Genomic DNA, 12,919 nt, shown 5'->3' on the forward strand with positions numbered 1-12,919 from the left:
CTGGCCCTCAGGCGTGCCCGGCTCTCAGTGGTCCCCGCTCCTTAGGCGTGCCCGCCCTCAGAGGCTCCGGCCCTGAGGCGTGCCCTGCCTTCAGAGGTCTCCGCCCCTCGGGCGTGCCTGCCCCTCAGAGGTCCCCGCCCTCCCCAGCGTGCCTGGTCCTCAGGCGTGCCCACCCCCAGTGGTCCCCAGCCCTCAGCGGTCCCCGCCCCTCAGAGGTCCCTGCCCCTCAGACATGCCCGCTCCTCAGCCGTCCCCGCCCCCAGGCGCCCGCCCCTCAGATGTCCCCGCCCGTCACGACGCCCTCGTCCTCACCCTCGTCCTCGTGTGCCGCCAGCAGCTCGTGCGAGTCCACGATCCGGTACGCGTACCCCTGCTCGGCCAGGAAGCGCTGGCGGTGTGCCGCGAAGTCCTGGTCGATGGTGTCGCGCGCGACGACCGAATAGAACCGTGCCTCATGCCCGTCCGCCTTCGGCCGCAGCACCCGGCCCAGCCGCTGCGCCTCCTCCTGGCGTGAGCCGAAGGTGCCGGACACCTGGATCGCGACCGTCGCCTCCGGCAGGTCGATGGAGAAGTTCGCGACCTTCGAGACGACCAGGACGGAGATCTTGCCCTCCCGGAAGGCCCCGAACAGCTTCTCGCGCTGCGCGTTGGTCGTCTCGCCCTTGATCACCGGCGCGTCCAGCTGCTCGCCCAGCTCGTCCAGCTGGTCGATGTACTGCCCGATGACCAGCGTCTGCTCGCCCTGATGCTTACGGACCAGCGCCTCGGTGACCCGCTGCTTGCTTGCGGTGGTCGCACAGAAGCGGTACTTCTCCTCGGTCTCCGCCGTCGCGTACGCCAGCCGCTCCGAGTCGGTCAGGGTGACCCGCACCTCGACGCAGTCCGCGGGCGCGATGTACCCCTGCGCCTCGATCTCCTTCCACGGCGCGTCGAACCGCTTCGGCCCGATCAGCGAGAAGACGTCCGACTCCCGGCCGTCCTCCCGCACCAGCGTCGCGGTCAGCCCCAGCCGTCGCCGGGCCTGGAGATCGGCGGTGAACTTGAAGACCGGCGCGGGCAGCAGATGCACCTCGTCGTAGACGATCAGGCCCCAGTCGCGGGAGTCGAACAGCTCCAGGTGCGGGTAGACGCCCTTCCGCTTGGTCGTCAGCACCTGGTACGTGGCGATGGTGACCGGCCGGATCTCCTTCCTCGTCCCGCTGTACTCGCCGATCTCGTCCTCGGTCAGCGACGTCCGCTTCACCAGCTCGTGCTTCCACTGCCGCGCCGAGACCGTGTTCGTCACCAGGATCAGCGTGGTCGCCTTGGCCCGCGCCATCGCGCCCGCCCCGACCAGCGTCTTGCCCGCGCCACAGGGCAGTACGACGACACCGGAGCCGCCGTGCCAGAAGCCCTCCACGGCCTGCTGCTGATACGGCCGCAGCGCCCAGCCGTCCTCGGCCAGCTCGATCGGATGCGCCTCACCGTCGACGTAACCGGCCAGGTCCTCGGCCGGCCAGCCGAGCTTGAGCAGGGTCTGCTTGATCTGCCCGCGCTCGGAGGGGTGGACGGCGACGGTGTCCGGGTCCAGCCGCGCCCCGACCAGCGGCTGCACCTTCTTCGACCGCAGGATCTCCTCCAGCACCGGCCGGTCGGTGCTGGTCAGCACCAGCCCGTGGGCGGGGTGCTTGACGAGGGTGAGCCGCCCGTAACGGGACATCGTCTCGGCGATGTCCACGAGCAGCGCATGCGGCACCGGATACCGCGAGTACTCCACCAGCGCGTCCACGACCTGTTCGGCGTCGTGCCCGGCGGCCCGCGCGTTCCACAGACCCAGTGGCGTCACCCGGTACGTGTGGATGTGCTCGGGCGCCCGCTCCAGCTCCGCGAACGGGGCGATCACCCGCCGGCAGGCGTCCGCCAGCTCGTGATCCACCTCCAGAAGCAGCGTCTTGTCGCTCTGGACGATCAGGCAGGACACACATACCTCCGCGGATAGGAACGTCAGCGTGACAGACACCACACCTGCCACCACTACGGTTCGGGCGATGCCCCGTGCCCGTCGTTCGAAAGGCGTCCGACCGATGCGCCAGGAATGCGCGCGGCCCTCTACGTACGTCTTTCGCGGGAAACAGAAGAGTCTACCTCGGCGGGGCGTCGGCGTGCGGTGTGTGGCGTGTGACGTACGGGGTGGGGGGTGCGGCATACGGGGCGCGGGGCGCTGTGCGGGGGAAGGGGGGCAGGGGGCGCCCACGTCGGCGACTGAGCCGCCGGACCTCACCTCGTCCATGGGCCGGGCAGCGGCGAAGGCGATCACGGGCCGGGCGGTAACGAAGGCGATCACGGCCTTCGCGGTCTCGGTGGCTTCGGCGGCCTCGATGGTCTCGGCGGAACTGGAGTCCGGCACGACCGGCATACGTGTCCGTGTCTACCGGCCGGGCCACAGACGGAGCCCCGCCGGGATGATGCGTCGCTCACCCGGGCCGAGGTTCCGGTTGGCGTTCGCGGGTGTGCGGGGTGATTCGAAAGAGAATCCGAGTGCGCCGAGGAACTTCAGTCCGGGCTGCCAGCCCTCGGCCACCGAGGCGCCGACATCGGTACAGCCCTGTGACGCGAGTTCGCCCAGGAGCGCCGATGCGGTCAGCCGGCCCAGGCCGTGGCGCCGGTGAGCGGGGTGGACGAGGAACAAGCCGAGTGAGCAGCTCTCCGCCGTGGGATGCCGGAGCACGGCGTCGATCACGCCGACCACCCGGCCGTCGGCGGTGATCACGAGGAGGGCCTTGTCCTCGAAGGCCGCACCTTCGGGCAGGCCGTAGTAGAGGCTCTGGACGTCGCCAGGCGCCGCGGGCCGGCCGGTGGCGGCGACGAACCAGTCCTCCGCCGCGCCGAACAGCGCGAGCACATCGTTCTCGTCCCGGGGTTCGAGGTCCCTGACCTGGATCCGCTGGTTGCCGAGGCCGAGGTTCAGCAGCATGGCGCCCAATCTACGTTCCATGGGGTCGCACGGCTGGTAGCCGCTCTCGGAGCCGGGGTCCGGCGGTCTCAAGGGCCGATGCCGATGCGGATGTTGTCGACGCAACGGATCACCCCCTCCTGCGCGAAAGCCGGGAAAGGGACGTCTGCACGCTTGGCGGACACGGAGCTCCTGTACCTACCCGGGACAGGCTCAAACGGACAAGTCCCTCAGTGAGCCGCACAGTTGAAGCTCAGGAGGTCGCGGCTCAGGAGCGTTTCTCGCGCTTTAGGTCAGAGGGCTGATGTCCCGCTCCGTGAAGGTCCCTAGTCGGCGGGCCCCGTCGCCGCCACGGTCACGCCCAGGCCGATCATCGCGAAGCCGCCCACCCCGCCGACCATCGACATGCGGCGGTCCGAGCGGGCGAACCAGGAACGGGCCGCCGAGGCACCCAGGCCCCACAGGGTGTCCGTGATCAGGCCGATGGCGACCGGGAGCAGTCCCAACACCATCATCTGGAGGGGGACATGGCCCGCCGAGTGGTTCACGAACTGCGGCAGCATCGCCGCGAAGAAGACGAAGCCCTTCGGGTTGGTGACGCCCACGACAACACCGTCCAGGACGGTGCGCAGATCGCCGCGCCGCTCACCCGCCGGGGCCGCCAGATCCGCCGCGCGCATCTCCTTGCGGTGCCGGAACGCCTGCACGCCGAGGTAGACGAGATACGCCGCGCCGGCCAGCTTCACGGCCGTGAACGCCGCCATCGAACTCTCCACCACCGCGCCGAGGCCCCACGCCACGGCGGTCACCAGGAGGTACGAACCGGTCTGGTTGCCGAGGACCGTCGCGAGCGCCGTGCGGCGGCCGTGGGCGAGGGCTCTGCCGATCACGAACAGCACGCTCGGCCCCGGAATCGCGATCACCAGTAGCGACATCGCCGCGAACGCGAGAATGCTCTCCGTGGACACCATGTGTCCGCCACCTCCTGGATTGCTTTCCGGAGGTCATACAAACAGATGGCGGACCGTCCGCTCCAGGCTCGTTCCGTGTCGAAATCACCGGGCGCCGAGGGACCGGCCGGGCGCGACGCCACCGTGACGGTCGCCGCCTTCCCCGTTTTCGCGCTCGCCGCGACGGGTGAGGGGCTGGGCTGGAGCGGTTATGTACTCGGTCCCCGCCGGGAGCGGTGGGGTGCGTCGACGGGCGGCGTCATCCTCAGCGCGCGGCCGCCGGTTCGGCCGCTTCCGCGACGGCTTCGGCGGGGGTGTCGTGCAGGCCGAGGCGGAGGTGTTCCACGTGGTAGAGGGCCTGTTCGAGGAGTTCGGCGACGTGGTTGTCGTAGAGGCTGTAGACGATGGAGCGGCCGCGCCGTTCGCCGGTGACCAGGCCGAGGTTGCGCAGCAGCCGTAGCTGGTGGGAGCAGGCGGACTGCTCCATGCCCACGGCGCCGGCCAACTCGCCGGCCGCGCAGGGGCCCTCTTGCAGGCGGGCGAGGATGTACAGCCGCGAGGGTGTGGCCAGCGCCTGGAGGGTGGCGGCGACGTCGGCGGCGCCGGCCGTGTCCAGGCGCTCGCGGGGGGTGGCGGTGGTTGCGGCGTCGGCTCCATGTCCCATGGCACCATCCTAACGACAATGAATGAAGAGCTGTTCATGTGTTCCTGTATGGTGGTGGTGTTGCCGTCCCCAGCCCGTGAAGGGGCCTTTCGCCATGCCTTCCACCCTTACCGAACGCCCGGCTCCGGTTACGGCCGCGACGGCGCGCGACGCCGCCGCGCCCAAGCGGCGCACGCGGGTGCTCGCACTGGCCGAGGCCCGCTGGGCGGGCGCCTCCCTGGTGCTGTTCCTGATCGCGCTGTCGCTCCAGCTGACCGGCGCCCCGGCCGGGGCCTGGGGGCCGCTGTACGCGCTCACCTACCTCACGGGCGGCTGGGAGCCGGCCTGGGCGGGGGTGAAGCCCCTCAAGGACAAGACCCTGGACGTGGATCTGCTGATGGTCGTCGCCGCGATCGGCGCGGCCTCGATCGGGCAGGTGATGGACGGCGCGCTGCTGATCGTCATCTTCGCCACCTCCGGTGCCCTGGAGGCACTGGCCACCGCCCGCACCCAGGACGCGGTCCGCGGCCTCCTCGACCTCGCACCGGCCACCGCGACCCGCCTGGGTGACGGCGGCCGCGAGGAGACGGTCGCCACCGCCGGACTGGCCGTCGGCGACACCCTCCTCATCCGCCCCGGCGAGCGGATCGGCGCCGACGGCCGCGTCCTTGCCGGAGCGAGCGAAGTCGACCAGGCCACCATCACCGGCGAGCCCCTGCCGGTGGCCAAGCAGACCGGCGACGAGGTCTTCGCGGGCACCCTGAACGGCACCGGCGCGCTACGGGTCGAGGTCGAGCGGGACGCCGCCGACTCCGTGATCGCCCGGATCGTGGCCATGGTCGAGGAAGCCTCCGGGACCAAGGCCCCCACCCAGCTGTTCATCGAGAAGGTCGAACAGCGCTACTCCCTGGGCATGGTCGCCGCCACCCTGGCCGTCTTCGCGATCCCGCTGGGCTTCGGCGCCGACCTCACCAGCTCCCTGCTGCGCGCCATGACCTTCATGATCGTGGCCTCCCCGTGTGCCGTCGTACTGGCCACCATGCCGCCGCTGCTGTCCGCCATCGCCAACGCCGGACGCCACGGCGTCCTGGTCAAGTCCGCCGTCGTCATGGAGCGCCTCGGCCAGGTCGACACCGTCGCCCTGGACAAGACCGGCACCCTCACCGAAGGCACCCCCCGCGTCACCGACATCCGCCCCCTGGCCGGATCGGACCTCTCCGAGGACGCACTGCTCGCCCTGGCGGCCGCCGCCGAGCACCCCAGCGAACACCCCCTCGCGCGCGCTGTCGTCGACGCCGCCCGCACCCGCGGCCTCGACATCCCCGAGGTACGGGACTTCGACTCCGCCCCCGGCACCGGCGTGACCGCCACCGTCGACGGCGCCGCTGTCGCCGTCGGCGCCCCGGCCCGGCTCCTGGACGGCGCCACCGACGCGCGCTCCGCCGAAGCCGCGGCCCTCGCCGAGGAGTTGGAGAACGACGGCCGCACCACGGTGCTCGTCGCACGCGAGGGCGTCCCGGTCGGGATCCTCGGCGTCGCCGACCGGCTCCGCCCGGACGCCGCCGCCACCGTCACCGCCCTGACGGCGCTGACCGGTACCGCCCCGATGCTGGTGACCGGCGACAACCCGCGCGCCGCCGCCCGCCTCGCCGCCGAGGCCGGCATCGGTGACGTCCGCGCCGGGCTGCTGCCGCAGGACAAGGTCGCCGCCGTACGCGAGCAGGAGTCGGCCGGGCGCAGGACGCTGGTCGTCGGCGACGGTGTCAACGACGCCCCGGCGCTGGCCGCCGCCCACACCGGTATCGCCATGGGCCGCGCCGGATCCGACCTCGCCCTGGAGACCGCCGACGCCGTCATCGTCCGCGACGAACTCGCCACCGTCCCCAAGGTCATCGCCCTGTCCCGGGTGGCCCGCCGTCTGGTGGTGCAGAACCTGGTCATCGCCGGCGTGTTCATCACCGGCCTGGTCGTCTGGGACCTCGTCGCCAGCCTGCCGCTGCCGCTCGGCGTCCTCGGCCACGAGGGCTCCACCGTCATCGTCGGCCTCAACGGCCTGCGCCTGCTGCGCGACGCGGCCTGGAAGCGAGCCGGTGCCGGAGCCGTCAGATGAGCGGGCGCGCCTGACGGGCCGCCCCCACCGCGAAGACAGGGGCGGGTGTGAGGCCGTGGCCGCCGCTTCGCCCTCTCGGCCAGGGGCAGAAGACCGGGGCCGATTCGCGTGACCAGCCCGCCGCTCCGCCCGTCGACCCGCCCCCGTCAGACCGCCCCGTCCGCCAGTTCCGCCACCCCCGTGATGCGGTGCAGAGGGTAGGTGCGGACCTCGTCGGAGGTGTGGTCGTAGGCGGTGACGAAGCCGCCCTCGACGCGGACCGGGGCGATGACGCGCTGGCTGGCGGCGCCGTCGGCGTTGACGTAGCCGATCCACAGGGCGGACCCGGTGAGGACCGCGGCCTGCACGGTGGCGAGGGTTTCGGCGGAGGTGGTGCGGGGGAGGGCGCCGGGGCCCGGGGCGGCGGCGTGCTGGGGCTTGCGTTCGGCCGTGGCGGCGAGGTCGCCGGCGCGGATGGCGCGGACGGCCGCGTCGAGGAGGGCCGGGTCGGGGGCCGGGGGGCCGTCGGGGACCGGGGCGGGCGCGGTGCGCGGCGGGGTGCGGTAGGAGTCGGCGCGGGCGATCAGGACGTCGCCCTCGGCGGACTCGGCGGCCGGGGCGTAGCCCATCGCCCGCAGACCATCCAGGAGTTGGTCGGGGGAGGTCTGCGCGGCCAGCACGGTCGGGGCGAGGCGGCGCAGCCGGAGGGTGGCGGCGCGGCGGTCGGCGAGGATCTCGGCGAGCAGCGCGTCGTCGTCGCAGCGGACGTACGCGGCGGCCACGCCGATCCTCAACTGGCCGTGCTTACGGGCCACATCGTCGATGAGGTAGGCGAGCGGCTGGGGCACGGGCGTACGCGAGTGGGTGGCCAGGAACTCCTGGAGTTCGGCGGCGGAGCGGCCGGTGTCCAGGGCGCGGCGCACCGACGCGGGGGTGAAGCGGTAGACCGTCGCACCGCCCTTGGACTCGATGTCGGCGAGTACGCCGAGCGCCTCGGCGAGCGGCCGGAGCAGCGGGCCGGGGGCGACGGCGGTCAGATCCGCCTGGAGGAGGACATGGTCGAGGGGTTCGGGCAGCAGGGGGGCGAGGAGTGCGGCGGCGCGGGTGGCGGCGGCCCGGATCTCGGCGGAGGTGGGGACGGCGGAGGCCGGCGGAGTGCCGTCCTGGATCAGCGCGCGGCCGGGGGCGGCCAGCGCACCGCGCCCCGTGACGCCGAGCAACTCGGCCTCGGCGAGCGCCCATTGGGCGAGCCGGGAGCGCAGGTCGTCGGCGGGGAGGGCGGGGGATGCGGAGGGCGTGTGGGGGACGGTGCCGGCCCCGGGCTGCGTCCCGGTTCCGGCCGGGGCCGCCGACGCGCTGCGCAGCGGGCGTTCCCAGCGCAGCCGGGCCAGCAGCGCGGTGGGCGGTACGGAGCTGCCGGGCTGGAGAGTGCCGAGCAGGGCGAGCGCACGGCGGCGGACCTCGGGCGCGGCCGAGCGGTCGAGGTGCGGACCGAGGGCGGCGAGCGCGCGGCCCTTGGTGTCGGCGGTGCCCACCAGCCCCGGCGTACGGGTCGCGGACAGCCAGCCGGCCACCAGCCGCGCCCAGCGCTCCTCGTCGGGCAGCTGGAGCCAGTCCTCGGCGGCCGGGGTCGCCGCGTACCGCTCGTCGGCCTCCCCGTCGGAGGCCACCAGCCCCGCCGCGTAAGCGAGTTCGAGCCAGAAGGCGGCGAGCTGCTCGGTGGTGTCCAGGGCGGTCGCGGTCCGCTTGAGGTCGCGCACGCTCAGTCCGCCGGCCCGCAGTACGGCGGGCCCGCCGAGGTCCCACTCCTTGAGCAGCTCCTCGACGGTCGCCAGCGCCGTGAACGCCTGGCCCGCGGCGGCACCGTCCACCAGCCGCGGTTCGCGTTCGGTGACCGGGGAGAGCGCGGGCGGTACGGGCTCGGGGCCGCGGTGCGCCCGCCCGCCGCGCAGGTGGAGCGCGGCCTCCCGGGGCAGTACGACATGGCGCGTCCCCGCCGGCATCAGCAGCCCGCGGTCCAGCAGCCACTGGAGGTGCCCGGCCGGCCGGTCCGTGACACCGCCGTACGGCGGGCCCCACACCAGCTTGTCCAGGACCGCGGCCGACTCGGCCGGCGCGGCGGCGAGCAGTGCCGCCATACGGGTGCGGTCGCAGAAGAGCGCGGTGAGGGCGGCGACCGCGGTGACCGGGTCGTGGGTGGCCGGCAGCCCGGCCGCGGCGAGGATGTCCTGGAGCCGGCCGGGGGACATCCCGGCGGTGGCCTCGGCGACGCTCGGGCCGAGTCCGGTCGGCGAGGGGTGGGTGGCGCTCGGCGTGAGCAGTTCGCGGGCCGTCCGTACCAGCCGCAGCCGGTCGTCCGGGCCCCAGATCAGCGCCTGCGCGCGCAGCTCGGCGACGGCCCCGGGCAGCTCCGCGGTGACGGCCGCGTCCCCCGCGTCCCCGGCCATCAGCGCGCCGAGCGTCTCGTACGGGCACGGGTCGGGCGCCACCGCCAGCGCCTCGGCGGTCTGGAGCGTGAAGCGGTTCAGCCGCTCCACCGCGCGGACGACCGAGGCCCGCGTCCCGGCCCGGGTGGCCAGCTGGGTGATATCGCCCGGCACCGGGTTGAGCAGGTCGGGACGGGCCCGCAGCAGGCCGGTGAGGCCGCTGTCGGTGCGGGTCCGGAGCTCCTCGGCGAGGGTTCGGGGCGTATCAGTCATTCGTCCTACGGTAGCGGTGCCGGGGATCGGAGGGAGCCGCGCGCGGCGACGGTGCGGAGGGCGGCCGACTCCGCCGGAGTGGCCCGTACGCCGCCGCGGCCGCACGGTCCGGCGCCCGCCATCGGCCGAAGCGGTACCGTCGGTGCAGCAACCGGCGCACGTCGCAGGGGATTTCGTGGGGATCGAGAGCGATCAGCTCGTCTTTGACTATCTGAGCCGGGTGGGCGACCTGGCCCAGCAGCGGGGGCTGCCCTCCGGCGCGCGGATGCGGCTGGTGGCCACGCTGCGTGCCGAGATCGACGCGCAGCAGGCCGATTCGGTCTCCGGTGTGAAGCGGGTGCTGTCCCGGCTGGGGACGCCGGAGGCCGTGGTGACGGCCGCCGGGAGCGGGGACGGGGACGCCGGCGGGAGCGGGGACGGCGAAGGGGGCGGCCGGGCTCCGGCGGGCCCCGTGACGCCCGCGGACGGACACACCGCGCCGGACGACGACGGCGCTCCGGCCGCGCCTCCCACCACCCCCTCGCGCTTCTTCCCGCGGCCCGCCGAGCCGCCCGCGCCGCGGCCGAGCACCCGCGACAAGCTCGGCGGACTGGCCCGGCGCAGTGGGCTGACCGGCCGGATTCCCGCCCCCCGCGACGAGGCCACGGAGCCCCCGGCCGGCCGCCCGAGCTTCCTGAAGAAGGTCATCCGCCCCGAGCGGCCCGCCCCGCCCGCACCGCGGACCGCCTCGCCGCCGCACCTGGCGGGCCCGGACGAACTGGGCGACGCGGACGAGTCGCCCGACTGGTGGTCGGTGCAGGCGGACCCGTACGGGCCGGGCGAGACCGTGCCCGGGTTCGTCGGCGGCATCGAGATCGAGGAGATGCGGGAAGGGCTGACGGGCGACCGCCCGTTGTCGCTGCGGAAGGACGGGGACGGGGACGGGAAGGACGCCGGGGGCGACGAGCACGCCGAGCACGCCGAGGCTGAGCGGGACCCCGACGCCGAGGACGCCGAGGACGCCGAGGGCGAGGCGGACGGGACGAGGCCGCCGCTGCCCGGACTGCTGCGCCGCGCCCTCGCCCGGCGGCGCGGTGCGGCGGCCGGTGCCGAGGAGGCCGACGAGGCGGCCGACGCGGGGGCCGACGAGGCGGCCGAGGCGGACGGTTCGCTGATCGCGCGGCTGCGGCTGAGCCCCGTCCTCACGCTGGCCGCGCTGCTGCTGGTGGCCGGGGCGGTGCTGGGGTCGTGGCTGGCCCTGGTCGGCGGCTGGGCGCTCGCGTACGTATCGCGGCGGCTGACCCGGATCGAGGCGAAGTTCGCGGCGCTGGGCGTACCGGGCATCGCCGTCGGCGGCCTGATGGTCTGGATCTGGGGACGGTTCGACGGCCGGTGGGGCGAGCCGATCACGCAGGCCCGGCTGGGCCAGGAGCTCTTCGACGGGCTGCCGGTGATGGCCCGGGTCGCGGCCGTCGCCTCGGCCGCGTTCCTGGTGTGGCGGATGCGGCGCGCGTAGGGGCGCGGTGCCTGCGGGGTGCGAGGGCGGACCGAGGTACGCGGGCGGCGGTCACGCCCTCTGCGCGGCCAGGAACGGAAGGACGACGCAGGGCCTGGCCGAGGTCGACGCGGGCGGTGGTGCCGTCGCGGGTGATCTCGATACCGGCGGTACGGGTCCCGTCCGCGACCGGCCCGGTGCCGATCCGGGCGGTGAGCGGCCCCGGTGCGGTGTGGGCGAGCGGCAGGTCCTCGACGAGGGTGTGAGGGGCGGCGTAGTGGTCCCGCACCTCGGCGACGTATGTGACGGTGTCGACGGCGGCCGGGTCGGGGCGCCAGGTCAGCAGGTGCCGGGGGCGGTCAGGGGTGGCCGGCCGAGGACGGCGGGCAGGGCGGCGCCGCCGCCCGCCTCGAAGCCGTAACCGGCCTGGCCGGAGGTGCCGGTGACGACGTGCCGGGCGAAGTCCACGATGCTGGAGTGCCGGATCTGACGGACCAGCAGTTCGGTGAGGAACGCGTCGCGGGCCGGTTCGGTGTGCCGCAGCCCGGACGGGGTGACCAAGAGCGGAACGTCCTGCCAGTTGGTGAAGGGCAGCAGGGCGTCGCGCAGCAGGACCACCTGGTGCAGCCACTCGTTGTAGAGCTGCATCGCGACGGGCCCGCCGCGCCGGCCGAGGAACAGACCGGCCGCGGGAGGGGTGAGCGGATGGCCGTAGCAGTGGCTGCGGACGACCAGTGGTCCGGCGGGCAGCGGTATCCCTTTTCGCCGGGCTGCCGCCACCGCTGCCGTCGGGCCCGCAACCGGCCGGTGCGACCGCCCCGGTGGCGACCAGGGCAAGCGCGGTCGCCACGCGGGGCCATGGGTTCGGCGGGGGACGGGGCCACGGGTTCGACGATGTGAGTAGTTCTCCCGTATCCGAACAGCAGGTCCGTTGCCGACACTTGTCACGCGCCATATGTGCTCCCCACCGCGCTCCCCTCCGCGCTCCGTTCTCCCGTCTCCTCTCCGTCCTCCCACCCGGACAGGACCATGAACTCGACACCCAGTCCCGAGCAGGCCCCCCACGATGTGGCGAGGTGCGCCTGTCCCGCCTGCCAGCTCTTCCGCTACCAGCGGCAGTACGGCCCCGACCCCGGGCGCGCCCTGCCACCGCCCTACCCGCCTCCGGGCTACGGGGCACCGGGCCAGGAAACCCCCGGCCAGGGGCCGCCGAACCAGAGCATCCCCGGCTACGGGACGCATCCCGGCTACGGGACACCCCCTGGCTACGGGGCACCGCCCGGTTACGGGCCCCCGCCCCCGGGGTATGTCCCCCCGCCGCCGGGATATCTGCCCGCGCACAGCGCCGGCAGCGATCGGGCCGTCGCCGCGCTGGCCCACTGGACGCCGCTGGTCGTCGCGGTCGTCTTCGCGTTCGTCATCCCCGGTTTCTCGGTGTTCCTCTGCTTCGTGCCACCGCTGATCGTGATGACGACCGCGAAGTCCGAGTACGTCCGGAGCCATGCCCGCGAGGCGCTCAACTTCCAGCTCACCGTGCTGATCCCGGGAACGGTCATCCTGTTGCTGTCCCTGGCGGCGCGGGGGTTCGGGGGAGTGCTGAGCCTCGTCCTGTTCGTCTGCTGCCTGATCGTTCAGATCATGGCCGCGTTGAAGGCGGGCGGCGGCGAGCAGTTCCGGTACCCCGTCTGCCTCCGCTTCGTGAAGCAGACGAACGGGTGAGGAACGAGTGAGGAACGGGGGATGGGCGCGGATACGGCCCCGTACGCGGGGCAGGGCGCGACCCCGGAGAGGACGGATAGCCGATAGCGGAAGGTGACGGCATCACCGGCGATTCGCTCGGTGCGCCTGCTCGGCTGAATCGGCGAGTTTTACGCGCAGCCCGGGGAGTACGACCCCGGGCCGCGTGCTGTCTTTGCGCGGCGGTGCTACTCGCCCGTGGCGGAGCGCTCGCGCTCCTTCTTCCACGGGATGTGGATGGCGAGCAGGTCGCCCACCGAGCCGACCACGTTGAACGCGAGCAGGCCCACGCCTTTCAGCACTCGCACCGCGTAACCCGCAGCCTCTTCCATGTTCCGATCCCCTCGCATGCCCCCGTGGCTTATCTCGGTCATGGAGACGCTTTCCGCCGCCAC

At 73.7% G+C, this 12,919-nt stretch carries 8 protein-coding genes and 1 pseudogene; 3 read left to right on the plus strand and 6 right to left on the minus strand.

Annotated features, from left to right (window positions below):
• Nucleotides 1-274: 274 nt before the first annotated feature.
• From IH09_RS22215 to IH09_RS22230, 4 genes are all read right to left on the minus strand, one after another.
• Nucleotides 275-1,960 carry a DNA repair helicase XPB gene (locus tag IH09_RS22215; protein ID WP_052859114.1) on the minus strand — a complete coding sequence of 562 codons (1,686 nt, stop codon included), beginning with the start codon at nt 1,958-1,960 and terminating at the stop codon, nt 275-277.
• A 447-nt stretch (nt 1,961-2,407) separates the two neighbouring features.
• Complete coding sequence (locus IH09_RS22220) at nt 2,408-2,953, minus strand: GNAT family N-acetyltransferase (protein ID WP_190233376.1); 546 nt, start codon at nt 2,951-2,953, stop codon at nt 2,408-2,410.
• Nucleotides 2,954-3,258: 305 nt separating this feature from the next.
• Nucleotides 3,259-3,903, minus strand: a complete 645-nt coding sequence (locus IH09_RS22225) for a LysE family translocator (protein ID WP_052859118.1) — start codon at nt 3,901-3,903, stop codon at nt 3,259-3,261.
• Between the two features lie 244 nt (nt 3,904-4,147).
• Nucleotides 4,148-4,546, minus strand: coding sequence for an ArsR/SmtB family transcription factor (locus tag IH09_RS22230; protein WP_052859120.1), 399 nt, complete (start codon nt 4,544-4,546; stop codon nt 4,148-4,150).
• 94 nt (nt 4,547-4,640) lie between these two features.
• Between IH09_RS22230 and IH09_RS22235 the strand changes: the two genes are divergently transcribed.
• On the plus strand, nt 4,641-6,635 hold the full coding sequence (locus IH09_RS22235; protein ID WP_052859122.1) for a heavy metal translocating P-type ATPase: 1,995 nt from the start codon (nt 4,641-4,643) through the stop codon (nt 6,633-6,635).
• A 146-nt stretch (nt 6,636-6,781) separates the two neighbouring features.
• Here IH09_RS22235 and IH09_RS22240 read toward each other — a convergent pair whose 3' ends face one another.
• Complete coding sequence (locus IH09_RS22240) at nt 6,782-9,313, minus strand: helicase C-terminal domain-containing protein (protein WP_052859124.1); 2,532 nt, start codon at nt 9,311-9,313, stop codon at nt 6,782-6,784.
• 175 nt (nt 9,314-9,488) lie between these two features.
• Here IH09_RS22240 and IH09_RS22245 point away from each other — a divergent pair, with 175 nt between their 5' ends.
• The gene (locus IH09_RS22245; RefSeq protein WP_052859126.1) at nt 9,489-10,808 is read left to right on the plus strand and encodes a hypothetical protein; all 1,320 of its coding nucleotides are present in this window, start codon (nt 9,489-9,491) and stop codon (nt 10,806-10,808) included.
• A gap of 81 nt (nt 10,809-10,889) precedes the next feature.
• On the opposite strand, the pseudogene IH09_RS40685 reads toward IH09_RS22245, so the two are convergent.
• Nucleotides 10,890-11,543: pseudogene (locus IH09_RS40685) on the minus strand (hypothetical protein); the annotation flags it as partial.
• 273 nt (nt 11,544-11,816) lie between these two features.
• Here IH09_RS40685 and IH09_RS39235 point away from each other — a divergent pair.
• Nucleotides 11,817-12,506: a DUF4870 domain-containing protein gene (locus tag IH09_RS39235; RefSeq protein ID WP_190233377.1), complete on the plus strand. Its 690-nt coding sequence runs from the start codon at nt 11,817-11,819 to the stop codon at nt 12,504-12,506.
• Nucleotides 12,507-12,919: the final 413 nt, after the last annotated feature.

Source organism: Streptomyces celluloflavus (genome assembly GCA_000720995.1).
In the GTDB taxonomy this organism is placed as follows: Bacteria; Actinomycetota; Actinomycetes; order Streptomycetales; family Streptomycetaceae; genus Streptomyces; species Streptomyces celluloflavus.